The organism is Campylobacter sp., assembly GCF_017646085.1.
Lineage (GTDB): Bacteria > Campylobacterota > Campylobacteria > Campylobacterales > Campylobacteraceae > Campylobacter.
Map to the genome: position 1 here is coordinate 1 of NZ_JAGCNF010000062.1, position 19,057 is coordinate 19,057.

A 19,057-nucleotide genomic window follows, 5' to 3' on the forward strand; every position below is an offset into this window, starting at 1 on the left:
AGCTTCAAAGTTATTTTTAACTAGCGGTTCAGCATCTGCTTGTGGTACGTGACATTGAACGCAGTTAAATCTTTCTGTATTTAGCTCTTTTGTTTTTTTACCAGTTGATAGGTACATATAGTGACTTTGTGGAGCTGGAATTGTACCCATTTCTTTAGCTGTTTCTGGCGTGTGGCATGTCAAACACATATTAGACTCTATTGTAATAGGCAACAAACCCTCCAAGCTATGTGGAATTAATGGCGGAGCATTTTCATAGCTTCTTTCATATACTTCATTGCTACCTGGCAGATCGCCTTTCCAAGTAATTACTGGATTTTTTACATTAGCTTCATCTTTAAGTTCCACACTTCTAAGGCCAATTTGTGTATCTTCTACTGCTGAGCCTTGTCCTGTGCTCAAATTACAAGCTGCTAAAACTAGTGCTGCAGTCGCACTAAGTAAAATATTTTGCAAACCCTTTTTCATTGTTCTCTCCTAAATTTTAATATACTAAAATTAAGTGCATCATCATCGCAAGCCTCTACACAACGTCCGCAACTTATACACTCACTTCTTATATTGCCGCTTTGCTTACCTACTATATCCAAGACTTGCATCTCTGGACAAACAACTTTGCACTTATTGCAATGAGTGCAATTTTTACTGTTGTGATAGATGCGTATTAAGCTAAATCTACTAACTAATGCCCAAAATGCTCCCAAAGGACATAAATGACCACATATTAATCGCTTACCTAAAAAAGCCTCTATACAAATAATTATGATAGCTATACTAATAGCCGATCCACTAAGATATACAACACCTCTAGTAAAAGCCCCTATATAGCTTATACTTTCAAAGGCTGCTATGCTAAATATAAAGCTAAATATCAAGCTCAGCGCAAATAGATAGTATCTTGAATTTGAACTTATATTGATTAAGTTTTTACCAATTTTTAGCTTTGTTCTTATGTATGCACCAAAATCTGTTAAAATATTTACCGGACAGACCCAAGAACAAAACGCTCTAGGCGCTATCAAAGCATAAAAAACAACCATAATCAAAGCACCAATTACGCTTACGCTACCTATACTAAATCCAGCTAAAAATAACTGAAGTAGAGCATATGGATCGCTAAGACCTATTACGCCAAAAATCTCTGAGCTACTTAAATTGCCTTTTAAGATATTAACGCCATATATATTACCAGCTATAAATAACCCTAAAATAGTTAATTGAACTACTCTTCTAGCAACTGTAAATTTCATAGCTCATCCTCATTTAGATATTTAATGCCTTTTTTACTATCTAGATGCATCTTAGTATCAACATCTTTTAGTTTTGCATCATCACCTTCTACCCAACCTTTTACATAGTTGTCGCCTACTTTACCAATTACCATATCTCTTGGCAGTACAGTTATCGCAGCTTTATCAGTTATGCATGCTAATTCACACTTGCCACATCCTGTACAATAATCACTATCAACTATAGGCAGCAAGAAAGCGTGTTTACCTGTTCTTTCATTGCGTTTATAATCTATCCATAAAGCTTTATCTATCAATGGACACGCACGATAACACGCATCGCACTGGATTCCAAAATACGCTACACAGTTTTTCTCATCAACAACTGCTACACCCATTTTGGCCATATTGATATCTAAAGCTCCATCTTTTGTGACTAACTTAGGATCTAACGCCTCAGTTGGACACTCGACTACACAAGGTATATCCTCACACATATAGCATGGAACATCTCTTGGAGTAAAAAATGGAGTTCCTATACCTACGCCACTATCTTTAAATTCAGCTAATTTCAGCGTATCAAAAGGACACGCCTCAACACATAGCCCGCATCTAATGCAACGAGTTAAAAACTCATCTTCATCTAAAGCTGCAGGCGGACGCAGTTTAAGTACAGGCTTAGCATTTGCATACTCTTTATAAATAAAAGAACTAGCAGCTAAAAGTCCAACTAAACTAAAACCCGTCTTTATAGCATCTCGCCTTTGCATTTTTACGCCTTATAAACTTTTACAGCACATTTTTTAAAGTCTGTCTGTTTAGATAATGGACATGTAGCATCTAGACAAACTTTATTAATATAGACATTTTCATCAAACCATGGCACATATACTAGACCTACTGGTGGTTTATTTCTACCACGGAAATCTACTCTAGCTTTTACTTTGCCACGACGACTTTCTACCCATACAACATCATTTTGAGCTACACCAAGTTTTTTACCATCTTCTTCATTCATATAGCAAAGCGCCTCAGGAACAGCACGATATAGCTCAGGAACACGCATTGTCATAGTACCACTATGCCAGTGCTCTAAAACCCTGCCTGTACATAACCATAATGGATACTCTTTATTTGGTGTTTCAGGAGCGTCCATAAATGGTCTAAAGAATATTTTGGCTCTATTTTTAATAGATGTCTTTTCAGAATTTGTTACTTTTGCTAAATTTCCGCTTGGAAGCGCTGCGCCTGCATTGCCGTAGAATGCAAAATCGCTATCTGGAGCAGCTTTTTTAGCATATACATCGTATTTAGTATTAAATCTCCATTGAGTTTCTTTACCATCGACAACTGGCCATCTTAAGCCTCTAACTTTATGATATGTATCAAAATCTGCCAAGTCATGAGCGTGGCCTACACCAAATTTTCTATACTCTTCCCATAGATATTTTTGAACAAAGAAGCCATAACCTTTAAATACATCGCCATCACTGCCAACTACATTTCTGCTATCACCATGAACTTCAGTATTATCAAATCCATTCATAACCGCATCATCTGCGCTATATGATTTAGCTTCTGCATTTGCAAATAATACATCATAAAGAGTTGATTCTGGAGTATAGCCAAATTTAGCCGCTTCATCTAGTACGCTTGGGATTGTAAGTTTATCATCTATTTTTTTCTCACCCCAAACCTCTTTTAGCTTAAAGCGTTTACTAAATTCCATCATTTGCCATGTATCACTCATAGCCTCACCTACTGGAAGTACTTGTTGTCTCCAGTGTTGAGTTCTACGCTCAGCGTTACCATATGCGCCCCATTTTTCATAAATCATAGCAGTTGGTAAAATAAGGTCAGCTACTTTAGCACTAATACCTGGATATGGATCACTTACTACGATAAAGTTATCCATATCACGTGCTGCTTTAATCCAGTGATTAGCATTTGCAGTATTGTGCCATGGGTTATTTACATGTACCCAAATAAATTTAATTTTACCATCTTCTAGGTCACGCATAATTTTCATATATGGCGCACCTGGTTTTGGATTTAGAGTTTTTGCTGGAAGTTTCCAAATTTTTTCTGTAATCTCTCTATGTTTAGGGTTTGCAACAACCATATCTGCTGGTAAGCGGTGTGAAAATGTACCAACTTCTCTAGCTGTACCACAAGCACTTGGTTGACCAGTTAAAGAGAACGCACCATTACCTGGTTTAGCTTGTTTACCTAGTAAGAAGTGTACCATATAGCTTTGCTCATTTACCCATGTACCACGAGTATGTTGATTCATACCCATTGTCCAAAAGCTTACTACTTTGCGTTTTTTATCTATATAGTAGTTTGCTAGAGTTTGAAGTTTTTTCTTAAACTCTTCTAAATCTTCATTATCATCACCTTTTGCTAGTTTAGCTACAAAGTCAAGAGTATACGGAGCTAAAGCTTTTTTGAAATCTTCAAAAGAAATTTGCCAATGTGCATCTGGAGCAGCTGTATTTTTATTCTCTATTGTATCACCAGCTTTCATACCTAAATATGCCAAAGTTACACCCTCAGCCTCTGTTAATACTTTTGATTTCTCTTTTGCAGCAGTATCAAGCTCGCTTGGCAAATATTTAGGGTGATTAATATTTGATCTCATACCATAGCCAATATCAACTGGACCAGTTGTAAATGTACAGTGTTCTTTTACAAATTTTTCATCAATCGCTTCTGGGTGATTATATACAATCTCTCTAGCAATATAGTTCCAAATAGCTAGATCTGTTTGAGGTCTAAATATAATCTCAATATCAGCTATGTTTGAAGTTCTATTTGAGAATGTAGATAGGTTAATAACTTTTACATTATTAGGGCTTTGTAGTTTTCTATCACTTACCCTTGCCCATAGTACCGGATGCATCTCTGCCATATTTGCACCCCAACATACCACTGTATCAGTTAATTCAATATCATCATAACAACCAGCTGGTTCATCTATACCAAATGTTTGCATAAAACCTACAACAGCACTCGCCATACAGTGTCTAGCATTTGGGTCAATATTATTTGAACGGAAACCACCTTTAATTAGCTTAACAGCTGAATAACCTTCTTGAATTGTATATTGACCTGAGCCAAATACGCCAATACCAGTTGGTCCAAGCTCATTATAAGCTTTTTTAAACTGTTTTTCCATCTCATCAAACGCACGTTTCCAGCTAACCTCAACGAATTTACCATTTTTATCAAATTCACCTTTAGAGTTAACTCTTAGAAGCGGCTTAGTAATTCTATCCTCACCATACATAATCTTAGCATTAAAGTAACCTTTAATACAGTTTAGACCACGATTTACTGGAGCTAGTGGATCGCCTTTTACAGCAACGATTTTACCATCTTTTGTAGCCACAACAATACCACAACCAGTACCACAGAATCTACATACTGCTTTATCCCAACGCCAATCTTGTTCTTTGCTAGCAGCACTTAGTGCGCTAGGCGCAGTAAGACCAGCTGCTGAACAAGCAGCTGCAACAGCTGAGCTTTTAATAAAATCTCGTCTATCCATGTTCGACCTTTCTAAAATAATGTAGAATTGGTGTTATTATATACATTTATTTGTATTTTACTACTTAAAATTTTTTGATATATATAATTATTTATATAATATATTTTAATTAAATTTAGACTTTAATACTCTTTTTATATTTTTATTAAAATCAAAAAATATATGGTAAAATCGATATTTATTACTAATAATTATAAATTTAAATATTTTAAATTTATAAAATAATTGATATCTATTATCATAAATTTTTAGTAAAATTATAAAATTATATATAGCTATAAATTTAATAATTTAACTAAATTTATACAATAATTTATAAATTTTTAATATTTATAAGATAATTTTTTAATTTTAGATTAATTTTAAGAGTAGAAATAAAAAAGGAAGATAATAGGAAAATCTGAATTTAGATCACTCTAAATTCAGACAAAATTCACACATTAAACCTAAAATGCATCACATCGCCATCATTTACAATATAATCTTTTCCTTCTAGGCGCATCTTTCCAGCTTCTTTAGCTTTAGCCTCTCCACCACAAGCTATATAATCGTCATAGCTAATTACTTCAGCCCTGATAAACCCACGTTCAAAATCATTATGTATGACACTTGCTGCTTTTGGTGCTTTCCATCCTTTGCAGATTGTCCAAGCTCTTACTTCTACTACTCCTGCGGTAAAGTAGCTAATTAATCCAAGCTTAGCAAATGCTGTACGGATAATACACTCTAATCCACTCTCACTAGCCCCCAAGCTCTCTAGCATCTCTTTAGCCTCAGTATCATCAAGGCCAATTAACTCTTCTTCTATTTTAGCGCAAAGTTTAATTACTTCTGCACCTCGCTCTTTAGCATACTCTTTTACTTTTTTTACATATTCGTTATCAATAGCTATCTCATCTTCATAAACATTAGCGCCATATATCACCTCTTTAGCAGAAAGAAGTCTAAGTTCTTTATTTAAAGCTATAAAAACATCACTATCAAACTCACTAAAAGTTGCTGCGCTTTTGCCGCTATCAAGATGTTCAGATAGTGCTTTAGCGCACTCTAGACTCTCTTTAGCGCCCTTTACATTTGATTTAGCCTCTTTAGTTAATCTTTCTATTTTTTTAGTAAGCTGTTCAATATCTGCTAAAATAAGTTCTGTCTCAATAATTTCAATATCTCTAATTGGATCAACACTATTTTCTACATGTGTAACATTTGAATCATCAAAACATCTTACCATATGTAAAATAACTTCAGTCTCTCTAATATTTGAAAGAAATTTATTCCCAAGACCTTCACCCTTACTAGCACCTTTTACCAGTCCTGCAATATCAACAAATTCGATTACGGAGTGTTGAATTTTATTTGGTTGAACAATTTTAGCTAATTCATCTAGCCTTGGATCTGGTACTGGAACTATAGCTTTATTTGGCTCAATCGTACAAAATGGATAGTTAGCCGCCTCTGCGTTACTAGCCTTGGTTAATGCATTAAATGTTGTAGATTTACCTACATTTGGTAATCCTACTATACCTACTGATAAACCCATTATTTTTCACCTTTTTCATAATTTCTAGCTAATTTTTGTAAATAATATAAACACGCTCTAACCCCAGCGCCACTAGCACCAGTTGGATTACATCCCCAAGCTTTACCCACATATGCAGGTCCAGCTATATCAAGGTGTAGCCACTTATCTTTATATTCATCTTTTATAAATTTATCTAAAAATATCCCAGCCGTAATTGCTCCGCCATATCTACTTGAAGAGATATTTGATATATCTGCTATATCACTTTTAATTAACTCTCTTAAATGGTCATTAAACTCTAAAATTGTTAAATACTCGCCACTTTTGCTAGCAAAATCTTTAAATTCACTTTGCAACTCATAACTATTACCCATAACGCCACTAGTATATTCACCAAGACCAACTACGCACGCCCCAGTAAGCGTCGCCATATCTATAAGCAACTCAGGTTTTAGCTGGCTTTGAGCCCAGTCTAGGCAATCAGCCAACACTAGTCTGCCTTCAGCATCTGTATTTTTAACCTCTACAGTTATGCCACTTCTAGTAACTAATACATCATCTGGCTTATATGCGTTACCACCTATCATATTTTCAGTTACACCCAAAACTGCATGAATTTCAAATGGCAATTCCATCTTAGCAGCAGCTTTTATAATTCCCATTGCAGCTGCTGCGCCACTTTTGTCGCTTTTCATAGTTACCATATAATCAGCCGGTTTTAAACTTAGCCCACCACTATCATATGTAAGCCCTTTACCTACAAATACAATTCTTTTAATACTATTTTTTGGAGTATATTTTAAATGAATTAGGCGCGGCGGATGAACTGATGCTCTATTAACTGCTAAAAATGCATTCATATTTTGGCTTTTTAGGTAGTGTTCATCATGAACCACGCACTCAATATTAGCGCTCCCTAAACAAAAATCCTTAGCATCTTGAACCATCTTTTGCGGAGTATAAATCTCAGGTGTTTCATTAACTATATCACGAACAAAATTTGTTGCCTCAGAGATAATGCGAGCATGATCTAACCCAATTTGTGCCTCATCTATGGCTATTTTTTTACTATTATAATCCTCAGTTGATATTATTATTTTTTCTATTTTAATATCTTTTTTCTCGCTTTTATAGCGATCAAATTTATAATTAGCTAGTAAAAATCCCTCAGCAATCGCTTGAAAGCTAATCTTTGTACAATCTCCACTATAACTAGCAATCTTTACACTTGTTATATTTAACTCTTTTATCGCATTAAATGCCAAAGCGCTTGCTAAACGAATAGAATTTGGGGTAAGTTCTTTAATTCCGACATAAACTTTTCTCTTACTAGGCAAATTTAAAAGCTTATCACCTTTATATGAATGCAACTCAAAATCTGCTAAATCGGTTACAAACCTATGCCCTAAATCTTTATTCACAATAAAAATTATCTCATAATCAGCAGCAATATCAGCTACATTTTTATCTGCTAATTCAACAAGCATTTCTTCTATTTTTCCTTTCATTTAATATTCTTTTTTCCATATATTTTAAACCAAAAAATAGTGATGCTAAAAAACCACCAATAATTGGTACTGCTAGATACCAGTGAGACTCTGCCCAATCAATTCCAGCCCAAATAAGCTGCCCAAAATGCCAAGCTAGAAGTATAGTAATAGCTGCCCATGCCCAAGCACTTATTAAATTTATAAAGGCAAATTTTTTTGCACTATATCTAGTAATTCCTATACTCATAGGAATTACTGTACGAAATCCATACATATAGCGTTGAATAAATATTATTGGCCAACCAAATTTTTGCAATAACAGATGGGCTACAGCAAATTTACGACGCTGCTTTGTTAATTTCCTTTGAATATATTTTTTATTATAACGACCGATGTAAAAGTAAATTTGATCTCCTACAAATCCGCCAAGACCAGCTATAAAAATAATCAACCCTAAATCCACATGTCCCTCATGAGCAAAAATTCCACCCAAAATAAGCGCAAGCTCACCCTCTGCAATACACCATAAAAATATAATCAGATACGCCCAATTTTTATACTCATATAATAGACCTTTTAAAAACTCTTCCATAGTCTAATCCCCTAGCACTACATAAATAGGTCCATAGCCTTCAAGCTCTTTAATCCCACCAATATTTATATCAATAATAAAAGCAAGTTCGATTAAATTTGCACCAAGCTTTATTATCATCTCACATGCTGCCTTAGCTGTGCCACCAGTTGCAATTAAATCATCTATTAGCAAGACATTAGCACCGGGCTTATTACCAAAGGCGTCAATATGCATTTGCAGCTCATCAGTGCCATACTCTAGTGAGTATTTTTGTGAAATTGTAGTATATGGAAGTTTATTTGGTTTTCTAGCCGGAACAAAACCCACGCCAAGCTTACTAGCAAGTGCTGCTCCAAAGATAAACCCGCGACTCTCAATCCCGACAATATAGTCTAAATTCATATCCTTATATCGCTCATAAAGATGCTCTATCAAAAACTCAAATGCCTTAGCATCGCCTAAAAGCGTAGTGATATCTTTAAACAAAATCCCTGCTTTTGGAAAATCTGCAACATTTCTAATAGTTGAGCTTAAATACTCTTTTTGCTTAGGTGATAAAATTTTCATATTCTTTCCTTTTATTAACTCAATTAAACTCTATAAAAGTGCCTCTATCTTACCTTCAAGCTCTTTAATTCTAGCTCTTAGTTTGTCGTTTTCTATTCTGTATTGAGAATTTCTAGCTCTTAAGCTACTTACATCACTTTTAATTTTATTTAATTCATCAGTTAAAATATCGATATTTCCAAGGCTTCTTTGAAGCTGAACTTGCAATTTGCGAATTATTATCTCAGTATCATCTAGATTGTTCTTAACAAAATCACGCATAGCACGCTCTTTTTTAAGTAAAGTTTTATAATAAAATACCATAACAACCAAATAAAGGCTACAGCAGATAAAAAATGTATAAAAAATCCAATCTAAGAACATTGACATACTCCCAATTTTTCAACTCGTTTTTGATGCCTACCGCCACTAAATTCAGTAGTAAAAAACACTTCAACCATATCTTTGATAATCTCAGCACCAACTACTCTAGCACCAAAACACAATACATTTGCATCATTATGCTCTCTAGATAGTCTTGCAATAGTAGCATTATGACCCAAAGCACAGCGTATATGAGAAAAGCGATTAGCTGCTATAGATATACCAATCCCGCTACCGCATATTAGTACACCAAATTCATCATTACTTTTAATACTATTAGCTACTAAAGCAGCAAAATCAGGATAATCCACACTATTTTTTAGCATTATCAGTTCCTAAATCTATCACCAATACGCCCATATTTTCTAAAATACTCTTAACTTGCATTTTAGCCTCATATCCAGCGTGATCACTTGCTATATAAACCTGAGAAATATTCATCTAAACCTACTTTAAATTAAAATTATCTGATTATATCATATAAAATGATATAAATTTGGCTTTTAGCTAATCTACTTAGCCAACATATCTATTTTGCCATCTCTTCTAGACTACTTGCTAGGCGTCCGATACGATCCCAACGGATTTTATAGTTTTCATCATAACTCAAATATACAAACCACGGCGTCCCAACTATATATTTATAAGGTACAGAACCCCAAAATCTACTATCACTGCTATTTTCTCTATTATCCCCTACCATAAAGTACTCATTTTGTGGTACTTTAAAGTAATATGCGTTAAAACTTAAACCTGAAATTTTAGGTAACTCTGGTATCATTACCTCACTCATAGCAAAATCCACCATACCAGCAATAGTAAATGTATCAGCTTCTAATCCACCATAATTATCCTTATTAGTGTTATTATCATAGTGAATTCCAGCCATCTTATATGGCTCTTTTATAAATCTTTTACCACCTAATATTACAATATCAGCATCTTTAAATTTACTATTTATCTCATCATCACCACCGCTTGGACGTAGATACATTGCACTTGGAGCAAATATAACCTCGTCATTTCCAGTAGCAAAATTACGCTTTACATAATGAATTTTTGGGTCTTTTGGATAGCGAAAAACAACAATATCACCACGATTTGGCCCATCACCTGCAATTAGATGCCCATCACCATCGCTATCTGGTAAAACTGGAATTTCTACAAAAGGGATATGTGGCGTTGGAATTCCATAAGAAAATTTCTTTACAAATAGATAATCTCCAACTAAAAGAGTATTTTTCATAGAGCCACTAGGGATTACAAATGCCTGAGCGATAAAAAATATTATAAACAAAACTATAATTACTGTTCCAGTCCAACTACTACAAAAATTATAGAATTTCGATAAAATTTTTCTCAAAGCTTAACCTTTTAATTTTCTATTTTTTGCTGATTTTAGCGTATTACTAAGCAGCATCGCTATAGTCATAGGCCCTACTCCTCCTGGAACGGGAGTTATCATAGAACACTTTGGAGCTACATTATCATAATCGCAATCACCAACTAACTTACCATTATCTAAACGATTTATACCTACATCTATTACCACTGCTCCATCATTTACCATATCAGCAGTTAAGAAATTTGGCTTACCAACAGCTACAACAATAATTTCAGCATTTTGACAAACTTTTGCTAAATCTTTTGTTTTAGAGTGTGCGATAGTAACTGTGGCACCTGCATTTAGCAACAATGCTGCCATTGGCTTACCTACTATATTACTTCTACCTACTACTACGGCATTTTTACCACTAACTTCGATATTATACTCTTTTAAAAGCTCCATTATGCCAAGCGGGGTACAAGGAACAAATCCATCTAATCCGCTATTTAATTTGCCTACATTTATAGCATGAAATCCATCCACATCTTTACTTGGATCAATAGCTTCTAAAATTTTATTACTATCTATATGCTTTGGTAATGGCAGTTGAACTAAAATTCCATCTATACTATCATCTGCATTTAAAAGCTCAATCAAAGCTAAAAGCTCGTCTTGAGTAGTAGATTCAGGTAATTTATGAGCTACTGAACCCATTTCGCAAGCTATTGTAGATTTTTCTTTACTTGCAACATAAGTTTGACTAGCTTTATCTTCACCTACTAAAATAACTGCTAAAGTTGGAGTAATTCCCATATCTTTTAAAGCTATAGCTTCAGCTTTTACTCTCTCTTTTACTCTGTTACTTATCTCTTTACCATCAATTATTTGCATTTTTAATCCTTTTATGCATTTTTTAATTACAAAAATTGTATCATACCTAAATTCAAATTAAACTCAGGTGAGATTTATGAAATTTATTGGCTTTTTTTTGCTTTTTATTACTTTTGCTTTTAGTGAAGAGTTTATAACTGAGAGCGAATATGCTAAAATGCTATATAAAAACCCTCGTGGAATCGGCTGCGATAAGTGCCATGGAAGCAAAGGGGATGGCGCTTTGATAGTAAAATACAAAGCATTTAATAAAAAAACTAATAAATATGAAGAGAGATCTTTGATGGCACCACGCATAAATAATCTTGAATTTGATAAATTCAAATCTGCAGTCACAGACTCAAAAGGCATTATGCCATCATATTTTCTTACTGAAAATGAGATTTTAAATTTATTTGAATACATAACATCATTTAATAAGGATAAAAAAGATGAAAAATAAAGATAAATTCCTAGAAGCGCAACAATATATCCCAGGTGGGGTAAATTCACCAGTTCGTGCATTTGGCTCAGTTGGTTCTGATCCGTTAATTATTGATAAAGGTGAGCGTGAGTTTATCTATGATATTGATGGTAATGAGTATATTGATTATGTTTTAAGCTGGGGACCATTAATCTTTGGTCACTGCGATAAAGATATAGAAAATGCAGTTATTAATGCTGCTAAAAAGGGATTAAGTTTTGGTGCTCCATGCCTTCTTGAAACTGAACTTGCTAAGTTGGTACTATCTAAGTTTCCACATCTTGATAAGATTCGTTTTGTAAGTAGCGGAACAGAGGCTACAATGAGCGCTATTAGATTAGCTCGCGGATACAGCAAAAAAGATGGAATTATTAAATTTGAAGGTTGCTACCATGGTCATAGCGATGGCTTGCTAGTAAAAGCTGGAAGTGGGGCTACAACATTTGGTTACTCAAGCAGTCTTGGTGTTCCAAATGATATAGTTAAAAATACTCACCTAGCAAAATATAATGATTTAAATAGTGTTGAAGAGTGCTTTAAAAACGCAGATATTGGCGTTATAATCGTCGAACCAATCGCTGGCAATATGGGGCTTGTGCCTGGTAGTGATGAGTTTTTAAATGGACTTAGAAAAATCTGCGATGAAAAAGGTGCTGTACTAATTTTTGATGAAGTTATGAGTGGATTTAGAGCAAGCGCAACTGGAAGCTATGGATTAAATAAAATTAAAGCTGATATAGTAACCTTTGGTAAGGTTATTGGTGGCGGGATGCCATGTGCAGCATATGCTGGAAAGGGTGAAATTATGAATTTAATAAGCCCACTTGGCGGCGTTTATCAAGCTGGCACTTTAAGTGGAAATCCAGTCGCAATGGCTGCTGGTTTAGCCTCGCTAAATAAAATTTATGCTGATGAGAATTTATTTATTAATTTAGAAAATAAGAGCAAATTTATAACTCAAGCAATGCAAGAAGCAGCTAAAGAAAATGGTATTCCACTACAAATAGATGTAAGAGGTTCTATGTGGGGATTTTTCTTTAATGAAAATCCAGTAACCAACTACGCTCAAGCACTAAAAAGCGATACAGATAGATTTGCTAAATTCCACGCTCAAATGTTAAAAAGAGGAATTTATCTAGCGCCAAGCCAGTTTGAGACTTGCTTTGTTTGTGAGCCGCTTAGCCAAGCTAGTTTAGACAAAACCGCACAAGCTATAAAAGAGAGTTTTAAAGCGCTATGAGTGATAAAAGTAAAAAGATAAACACAGCTATAAAGGCAGCCGATAGTCTAAGTCTTGGAATCTCCATAGTTGTAGCGATCTTAATGGGATTTGGTATTGGCTGGGGATTAAAAGAGTTAACAGGTTCAAACTGGGGATTGGGTATTGGAATCTTTATAGGCGTTGGCGCAGCGATAAACAACATATATAAAGCCTACAAATCTCAAGTAAAAAGCTACGCTGAATTTGATAAAAAAGTAAAAAAATGAAATTTAAAAATTTAGCTTTTTTTTATCTGATTTTAGACGCTATTTTAATTGCTATTAGCTCGGCTTTTGGGGCAGTTGCACTTTTAAATTCACAAGTGGCCTTTATTTGCTCTACGCTTATTTTATTTGCTAGCTACTTTGGATATAAAAGTAGAGTTGAGAATAAAAGTGTTAATTATCAATTAAGCGAGCAAGAACTTGAGCTTTTTGAAGATAGCGAAGATGAGCAAATTCAAAACAATGATAGCGATATAAATTCAGACAATTTAAATACTGGTATTACAAATTTAAATGAGAAAAATTTTACTAACAAAAGTGATAAAAAACCGGCTAAATTTCGCAAAATAGATATTCTAGGTGCTTTTAAACCGCTTAGGCTGCTTAGCTATTTTATTTTAATTATTGCCTTTTTTGTTTTGCTTAGACACGGAATTTTAGAACCAATCGCATTTTTAGCCGGACTTGCTTTAATGCCTCTTGGTGTATTTTGCGCTGGAGTATTTTATGGCAGGAAGTAAAAGAGCTATAACCTCACTTAGTGCTTTATTTATAGGAGTTAGCTTTATATTTATAGCTAGTGGGTTAGTTGTTAGTTCTGCTGGAGTTCTACTAAATGAATTAGGAGCTTCAAATACGCAAATTGGCCTTATTACTTCTTGCTTTTTTATGGGAGCGCTTACTTGTACAATTATATCTCATAGGTTAATTTCACATGTAGGACATATGAGAGCCTATGCTATATTTACTGCGCTTTTTGCCATTTCAGCCCTACTTCATGATATAAGTGAAAATCTTATATTTTGGGCTATTTTAAGATTTATGCTAGGGTTTTGCTATTATAGTATTGTATTAATTGTAGAGAGTTGGTTAAATGAAAAGATTTCAAATTCTGTTCGCTCAAGGGTACTTGGATTTTATGAAATTATCTTTTATAGCGCCTTTGCCATTGGTGCTGTGATTATGAGTATGGATTTAAGCACTACGAAGGTATTTTTAATTGGCACAATTGCAATCATTTTAGGTTCAATTCCATTAAATTTTCTTAAAATCAAATCACCTAAAATACCAAAAGCAATGAGTATTAGCTTGCCTAAAATTTACAATATAGCCCCTTTAGCACTTGCTACAAGCATTATTGCTGGCCTTACAATGAATGGATTTTTCTCAATGGCTTCACTATTTATAATAACCCAAGGCTATACCCCAGCACAAGCTGGAATTTTTATAATTATTGGAATGAGTGGCGGATTTATGGCACATACTATATTTGGAACTATTTCTGATAAATTTGGTAGAAAGTTTGCTATTATTTTAGCCTCTAGCATAGCACTTCTAGCGTGCCTTATATTTATATTTATTAACCCAGGTATTGCTTTGCAATATCTTATTGTTTTCTTTTTAGGTTTTGGAATATTTGTACTTTACGCACTAGCATTAGCTAGAGCTAATGATGTCGTAACGGATAAAACTACTTATGTCGAAGTTGTAAGAGCTTTACTATTTAGCTATCTAATAGGCTCATTTTTATCTACAATAGTTATAGGGTTTTTAATAAACCAATTTGGCGCTACGGCTTTTATATATTACTACATTACGCTATTGGCATTTTTAATAATCTTTGCTACATTTCAAAAAAATGTACCCAAAGATCAAGAGGTGGCATTTGCTCGCCATGGTGGTCATAGTGTGATTTTTGATGAGTTAAATGATGATAATAGTAAATAATACCCCAACCCAACAACCAACCCAAACCAAAGATGATAAAAAATCATCTAAAGAGACTAGCAGTACAACTAGCTTAAATGATGGCAAAACCATTTTAAAGCGCCCTACTCAAGGAATAGTAATAGAGCAAACTAAGCTGGATTTAGAACTAAATAAATTTAGCTCTAAGCTACTAAATGCACTTAAGGCCAATATCGATGATGGAACATATAAACAAAATGCCTTAGCCCAGATAAAATCATCGCAAGTAGCACCAAATTTAGCCAAAGATCTAGCCTCTCTTTTAAATTCTATAAAATCAGACCCTAAGCTAAGTCAACTTGGTGCAAAGCTTGAAAGTTTTATCAAGCCAGTTGAACATATTAAAACAACAAACATTGCCCAAACTATCAAAGATACTGGCATAATGCTAGAGGCTAAACTCGCCCAAACTCTAAAGGCTGAAATTTTACCATCAAGCATTAAAGAGCTTTTATCGCTGATGAAAAATACTACTAATAAAGATCTTACGCTAGCCTTTATGGGTCTTGCAAATGCTAAAGAAAGTAGCCCACAAGAGAGCTTTAATGCGCTTTTAGAAATTTTACAAAAAAATAAATTAAAAAATAACCAAATTGTACAAAATTCAAATTTTAAGCCACTTTTAGAGGCAAATGCTAAGCTAGAACATATGGCGAAATTCCTTGATAAAATCGCATATCAAATTCAAACTAATCCCAAAAATTCACTCTCAATAGAGCAAAATATATCACGAGCTATAAATCAAGGTCAAAATATAATCAAAAATATAGAAACTTCGCTATCACAGATTAATTTTAACCACCCAAATTTAAAAAATGTCAAACCTCTAAGTACACAGCTAGGCCAAATGCTTCTAGATATCAAAGCTGAATTAAATTCACTAAAATCCAATATAAATAATCCCGCTCTTGATATAAAAGAATTCAAGCTATCAAACAATATAGCAGCCAGTGCTAATCGCCTCTCAGCTATGCTAGAATCTACACAGCTAAGCCAGATCAATAGCACCACAATAGCACAAACCGCTCAATCTACGCCAAATTTAGAAAGTCTAATAAACGGTCTAAATCAATCTCAAAATAGCACAAATTTAAGCAATTTCATACAACATATTAACACTGATGCTAATAATCTAAATCTACAAGATAAACTCTCTATGGCTGCTAGAAAACTATCAAATATTATTAACTTTTTTGATAAAAATAGCCAAGATGCTAAAAGCCATCTAGCTGAACTAAAAGGATTGATAAAAGCTACAAATTTAGCTAAAGCAGATATAGCAAATATCACTCCAAATGATAAAAATCTAGCTGCTCAAACACTACAAAATGATGTTAAAGCCACACTTTTAGCCCTAAAAGAAGCCACAGCCAATCAACCAAATCAGGCTGCGCTAAATCAGAATATAAATAGGCTTTTAACTCAAATCGAAATGCACCAGTTAATTAGCTATGCACAAAATTCGCTTCAAACATACTTACCATACTCATGGGATGCACTTGAGAGTAGTAGCGTAGCTTTTAAACAAGGTAAAAAGAAACGTTTCTACGCTAAAATTGATCTAAATTTTACTCATTTTGGCAATGTTGATATCGTAATTGCCTTAAGCGATAACAAATATATCGATATTAGTATTGCTACTGGTACGGCTGAATTTAAAAACCTAATCCTAAGTGCTAGTAAAGAACTAAAAAGCGCAATCACTGGATTAGGATTAATAGTTAGTAGCTTTTCTTTGGCTCATAAACCTAAAAAAGCCCCATATCATCAAGCTGACAGGGCATTTGATTTTGGATTTAACAAAAAGGCATAAGATGGCAAAAAAAATTAAAAAGGCAGTTGCTCTAGGTTATAATAAAGATAAAAACAATGCCCCAATGGTTTTAGCTAGCGGCAAAGGTGAAGTAGCCAATAAAATCATTGAAGCAGCCAAAATTTATAAAGTTCCCATTAGAGAAGATAGTGATTTAGTCGAAATTCTAAGCAAAGTTGATATTAATCAAGAAATTCCACCAAATTTATACAAAGCCGTTGCTGAAGTATTTAGTTTTTTATATCGTACTACTAAGATAAAAAAATAAATTAATTAAATTATGGATCTAAATTTAATCCAAAATTTAGATCCCAAGTAAAATCAAGCTCACTGCCATCACAACCATACCACCAACTAAACCATATAAACTATCATGTGCCTTATCATAACTCCTAGCTGCTGGCAAAAGCTCATCAAAGCTAATAAAAACCATAATTCCAGCAACAACACCAAAAACACTAGCCATCACTATCTCATTCATAAAAGGCATCAATATCAATGCTCCAACAATTGCACCAATAGGCTCAGCAAGTCCTGATAAACACGAATAGGCAAAAGCTCGCTTTTTATCTCCAGTAGCATGATATATTGGCAATGAAACTGCTAGCCCTTCAGGAATATTATGCAATGCTACAGCCCCAGCAATTGCTAGCCCAAAACTTAACGACTCAACGCTACTAATAAATGTCGCAAATCCCTCTGGAAAATTATGTATCGCAATAGCAAAAGCAGTAATAATCCCAGTTCGTTTTAAGCGCTTTAAACTCTTTTGACTAATTCCTGGATGATAAGTTGGGCGCGGCTCATTACTTTTTGGCAGTGGGCAAAATTTGAGCTCATCAAGGCTATCTTTTGGTTCATGAGGATTTAAATCACTTGGAATAAATTTATCAATTAAAGCAGTTAAAACTATTCCACTAAAAAATGCTAAAAGTCCTATAAACTCAGCATTTTTACTTTCAAAAATTCTAGCAAAATCGTCCATCGAACTAGGCAAAATCTCCATAAATGAGATATAAATCATCACTCCAGCACTAAATCCAAGCCCAATACTAAGAAGCCTATAATCATCCTTTTTACTAAAAAATGCAATTACTGCGCCAATTGAAGTAGAAAACCCAGCAAAAAGCGTAAGCAAAAATGCATATAAAAGCTGTATAAAACCAAATTCCATCTATATATCCAAACAATAATTTTTATTATTAATATAGCTAAATTTAGCTTTAAAAATACTCAAATTTCTATCTTTTACCAATTTTATATTTTATTTACATATTTTTTGTTATGACAATAAAATATAAAAACTTATAAAATGAAAATATTAACTATTTTAAATTTAAAAAATAAAACTAAATCAAATAATTATTTATAAAGATAAATTTATATTATCTTTTCTTTAATATTATTATCTCTATCTTTATTTAATATAATCTATTATTAATTTAGAATTTCAAATTTAATACTCTTAAATTTAGTATAGCTTAATTCAGCATTTTGAGAGCTTATAAATTTAAATTATCGTATATTTTTATTTATATCAGATGTATCATGATGATTTTTATATTTATAAATTCCCTATTTAAGCCTACTATTATAGAGCTTCTCATCATATGTCACAGCAAATTTTATACTATAATTTTTAGATTTTTTTATAATGTGTCTTGAACCGCTAACTATTTAACTTTTTATTCTTTTTAGTATCACTTTTGCTATAGCTAGTAGTTAAAACCACCATATCGTTAAATAACGCCTGTAATCTATCTCTTTACACACATCCACTCATTTGTTCTTTAAAATTTAAAGCATCTTTATAATATTTACTAATAATCAATCCGCAATTAATAGATATTTGGTTTGCCAAATCAGTATTTTGTTTAGGGGTAATCTCTTTTCTCCTACTTGGTAAAATCGTAACTGTTAGCATATTAAATTTAAAGCATCCCTATAGGCAATACTATCATATCTAAGAGCTAACCCACTTACAATCACAACTCCATTTTGTACAAATTTAAAAACGATACATACAAACACTCATCA

General features: G+C 33.5%; 20 protein-coding genes and 1 pseudogene. 7 read left to right on the top strand and 14 right to left on the bottom strand.

Annotated elements, in window-relative coordinates:
* The 12 genes and pseudogenes from J6V67_RS03135 to folD all read right to left on the bottom strand — a co-directional run.
* A partial coding sequence (locus J6V67_RS03135; RefSeq protein WP_291858633.1) for a nitrate reductase cytochrome c-type subunit occupies positions 1–468 on the bottom strand: 468 nt, incomplete at its 3' end.
* The gene (napH, locus tag J6V67_RS03140) at positions 465–1,250 is read right to left on the bottom strand and encodes a quinol dehydrogenase ferredoxin subunit NapH (protein ID WP_291858636.1); all 786 of its coding nucleotides are present in this window, start codon (positions 1,248–1,250) and stop codon (positions 465–467) included. The genes J6V67_RS03135 and napH, both read right to left, overlap by 4 nt.
* Positions 1,247–1,999 (bottom strand): ferredoxin-type protein NapG, encoded by a 753-nt coding sequence (gene napG / locus J6V67_RS03145; RefSeq protein ID WP_291858639.1) that lies wholly within the window; start codon positions 1,997–1,999, stop codon positions 1,247–1,249. Before napG ends, napH begins: the two co-directional genes overlap by 4 nt.
* A gap of 2 nt (positions 2,000–2,001) precedes the next feature.
* A complete protein-coding gene (gene napA, locus J6V67_RS03150) occupies positions 2,002–4,779 on the bottom strand; it encodes a periplasmic nitrate reductase subunit alpha (RefSeq protein WP_291858642.1) in 2,778 nt (925 codons plus the stop codon).
* A gap of 433 nt (positions 4,780–5,212) precedes the next feature.
* Positions 5,213–6,316: a redox-regulated ATPase YchF gene (gene ychF, locus J6V67_RS03155; protein WP_291858644.1), complete on the bottom strand. Its 1,104-nt coding sequence runs from the start codon at positions 6,314–6,316 to the stop codon at positions 5,213–5,215.
* Positions 6,316–7,785 carry a leucyl aminopeptidase gene (locus J6V67_RS03160; RefSeq protein ID WP_291858688.1) on the bottom strand — a complete coding sequence of 490 codons (1,470 nt, stop codon included), beginning with the start codon at positions 7,783–7,785 and terminating at the stop codon, positions 6,316–6,318. Before J6V67_RS03160 ends, ychF begins: the two co-directional genes overlap by 1 nt.
* Positions 7,775–8,380, bottom strand: coding sequence for a DedA family protein (locus J6V67_RS03165; protein WP_291858647.1), 606 nt, complete (start codon positions 8,378–8,380; stop codon positions 7,775–7,777). Before J6V67_RS03165 ends, J6V67_RS03160 begins: the two co-directional genes overlap by 11 nt.
* A 3-nt stretch (positions 8,381–8,383) precedes the next feature.
* The gene (locus J6V67_RS03170) at positions 8,384–8,929 is read right to left on the bottom strand and encodes an adenine phosphoribosyltransferase (protein ID WP_291858650.1); all 546 of its coding nucleotides are present in this window, start codon (positions 8,927–8,929) and stop codon (positions 8,384–8,386) included.
* 30 nt (positions 8,930–8,959) lie between these two features.
* Positions 8,960–9,292 carry a hypothetical protein gene (locus tag J6V67_RS03175; RefSeq protein WP_291858653.1) on the bottom strand — a complete coding sequence of 111 codons (333 nt, stop codon included), beginning with the start codon at positions 9,290–9,292 and terminating at the stop codon, positions 8,960–8,962.
* Positions 9,283–9,733: pseudogene (gene rpiB, locus J6V67_RS03180) on the bottom strand (ribose 5-phosphate isomerase B). The gene J6V67_RS03175 and the pseudogene rpiB overlap by 10 nt, the downstream one beginning before the upstream one ends.
* A gap of 88 nt (positions 9,734–9,821) precedes the next feature.
* A complete protein-coding gene (gene lepB, locus J6V67_RS03185) occupies positions 9,822–10,655 on the bottom strand; it encodes a signal peptidase I (protein ID WP_291858656.1) in 834 nt (277 codons plus the stop codon).
* Positions 10,656–10,658: 3 nt separating this feature from the next.
* Positions 10,659–11,510 (bottom strand): bifunctional methylenetetrahydrofolate dehydrogenase/methenyltetrahydrofolate cyclohydrolase FolD, encoded by an 852-nt coding sequence (gene folD / locus J6V67_RS03190; RefSeq protein ID WP_291858659.1) that lies wholly within the window; start codon positions 11,508–11,510, stop codon positions 10,659–10,661.
* A 76-nt stretch (positions 11,511–11,586) separates the two neighbouring features.
* On the opposite strand from folD, the gene J6V67_RS03195 reads away from it, so the two are divergent.
* From J6V67_RS03195 to J6V67_RS03225, 7 genes are read left to right on the top strand one after another with little or no spacing between them, the layout of a single operon-like run.
* Entirely contained in the window at positions 11,587–11,952 is a 366-nt protein-coding gene (locus tag J6V67_RS03195; RefSeq protein ID WP_291858663.1) for a c-type cytochrome, read from the top strand.
* Positions 11,942–13,213 carry a glutamate-1-semialdehyde 2,1-aminomutase gene (hemL, locus tag J6V67_RS03200; RefSeq protein WP_291858666.1) on the top strand — a complete coding sequence of 424 codons (1,272 nt, stop codon included), beginning with the start codon at positions 11,942–11,944 and terminating at the stop codon, positions 13,211–13,213. Before J6V67_RS03195 ends, hemL begins: the two co-directional genes overlap by 11 nt.
* Entirely contained in the window at positions 13,210–13,461 is a 252-nt protein-coding gene (locus J6V67_RS03205; protein WP_291858668.1) for an AtpZ/AtpI family protein, read from the top strand. Before hemL ends, J6V67_RS03205 begins: the two co-directional genes overlap by 4 nt.
* Positions 13,458–13,979, top strand: a complete 522-nt coding sequence (locus J6V67_RS03210) for a hypothetical protein (protein ID WP_291858670.1) — start codon at positions 13,458–13,460, stop codon at positions 13,977–13,979. The genes J6V67_RS03205 and J6V67_RS03210 overlap by 4 nt, the downstream gene beginning before the upstream one ends.
* Complete coding sequence (locus J6V67_RS03215; protein ID WP_291858673.1) at positions 13,966–15,186, top strand: MFS transporter; 1,221 nt, start codon at positions 13,966–13,968, stop codon at positions 15,184–15,186. The genes J6V67_RS03210 and J6V67_RS03215 overlap by 14 nt, the downstream gene beginning before the upstream one ends.
* Positions 15,167–17,020 (top strand): flagellar hook-length control protein FliK, encoded by a 1,854-nt coding sequence (locus J6V67_RS03220; RefSeq protein ID WP_291858677.1) that lies wholly within the window; start codon positions 15,167–15,169, stop codon positions 17,018–17,020. Before J6V67_RS03215 ends, J6V67_RS03220 begins: the two co-directional genes overlap by 20 nt.
* A 1-nt stretch (position 17,021) precedes the next feature.
* Positions 17,022–17,288: a FlhB-like flagellar biosynthesis protein gene (locus tag J6V67_RS03225; RefSeq protein ID WP_086224645.1), complete on the top strand. Its 267-nt coding sequence runs from the start codon at positions 17,022–17,024 to the stop codon at positions 17,286–17,288.
* 36 nt (positions 17,289–17,324) lie between these two features.
* On the opposite strand, the gene zupT is transcribed toward J6V67_RS03225, so the two are convergent.
* Together zupT and J6V67_RS03235 are read right to left on the bottom strand one after the other, a co-directional pair.
* Positions 17,325–18,194: a zinc transporter ZupT gene (gene zupT / locus J6V67_RS03230; protein WP_291858682.1), complete on the bottom strand. Its 870-nt coding sequence runs from the start codon at positions 18,192–18,194 to the stop codon at positions 17,325–17,327.
* A gap of 591 nt (positions 18,195–18,785) precedes the next feature.
* Complete coding sequence (locus J6V67_RS03235; protein WP_291858685.1) at positions 18,786–18,944, bottom strand: hypothetical protein; 159 nt, start codon at positions 18,942–18,944, stop codon at positions 18,786–18,788.
* Between the last annotated feature and the right edge of the window lie 113 nt (positions 18,945–19,057).

What these genes read in the sequence shown, in the direction of transcription:
- J6V67_RS03235 (WP_291858685.1), bottom strand. Translation starts at nt 18,944, where the DNA reads ATGCTAACAGTTACGATTTTACCAAGTAGGAGAAAAGAGATTACCCCT.
- napA (WP_291858642.1), bottom strand. Translation starts at nt 4,779, where the DNA reads ATGGATAGACGAGATTTTATTAAAAGCTCAGCTGTTGCAGCTGCTTGT.
- J6V67_RS03225 (WP_086224645.1), top strand. Translation starts at nt 17,022, where the DNA reads ATGGCAAAAAAAATTAAAAAGGCAGTTGCTCTAGGTTATAATAAAGAT.
- ychF (WP_291858644.1), bottom strand. Translation starts at nt 6,316, where the DNA reads ATGGGTTTATCAGTAGGTATAGTAGGATTACCAAATGTAGGTAAATCT.
- J6V67_RS03160 (WP_291858688.1), bottom strand. Translation starts at nt 7,785, where the DNA reads ATGCTTGTTGAATTAGCAGATAAAAATGTAGCTGATATTGCTGCTGAT.
- zupT (WP_291858682.1), bottom strand. Translation starts at nt 18,194, where the DNA reads ATGGAATTTGGTTTTATACAGCTTTTATATGCATTTTTGCTTACGCTT.
- napH (WP_291858636.1), bottom strand. Translation starts at nt 1,250, where the DNA reads ATGAAATTTACAGTTGCTAGAAGAGTAGTTCAATTAACTATTTTAGGG.
- J6V67_RS03165 (WP_291858647.1), bottom strand. Translation starts at nt 8,380, where the DNA reads ATGGAAGAGTTTTTAAAAGGTCTATTATATGAGTATAAAAATTGGGCG.
- J6V67_RS03210 (WP_291858670.1), top strand. Translation starts at nt 13,458, where the DNA reads ATGAAATTTAAAAATTTAGCTTTTTTTTATCTGATTTTAGACGCTATT.
- J6V67_RS03195 (WP_291858663.1), top strand. Translation starts at nt 11,587, where the DNA reads ATGAAATTTATTGGCTTTTTTTTGCTTTTTATTACTTTTGCTTTTAGT.
- J6V67_RS03215 (WP_291858673.1), top strand. Translation starts at nt 13,966, where the DNA reads ATGGCAGGAAGTAAAAGAGCTATAACCTCACTTAGTGCTTTATTTATA.
- J6V67_RS03220 (WP_291858677.1), top strand. Translation starts at nt 15,167, where the DNA reads ATGATGATAATAGTAAATAATACCCCAACCCAACAACCAACCCAAACC.
- hemL (WP_291858666.1), top strand. Translation starts at nt 11,942, where the DNA reads ATGAAAAATAAAGATAAATTCCTAGAAGCGCAACAATATATCCCAGGT.
- J6V67_RS03205 (WP_291858668.1), top strand. Translation starts at nt 13,210, where the DNA reads ATGAGTGATAAAAGTAAAAAGATAAACACAGCTATAAAGGCAGCCGAT.
- J6V67_RS03170 (WP_291858650.1), bottom strand. Translation starts at nt 8,929, where the DNA reads ATGAAAATTTTATCACCTAAGCAAAAAGAGTATTTAAGCTCAACTATT.
- napG (WP_291858639.1), bottom strand. Translation starts at nt 1,999, where the DNA reads ATGCAAAGGCGAGATGCTATAAAGACGGGTTTTAGTTTAGTTGGACTT.
- J6V67_RS03175 (WP_291858653.1), bottom strand. Translation starts at nt 9,292, where the DNA reads ATGTTCTTAGATTGGATTTTTTATACATTTTTTATCTGCTGTAGCCTT.
- folD (WP_291858659.1), bottom strand. Translation starts at nt 11,510, where the DNA reads ATGCAAATAATTGATGGTAAAGAGATAAGTAACAGAGTAAAAGAGAGA.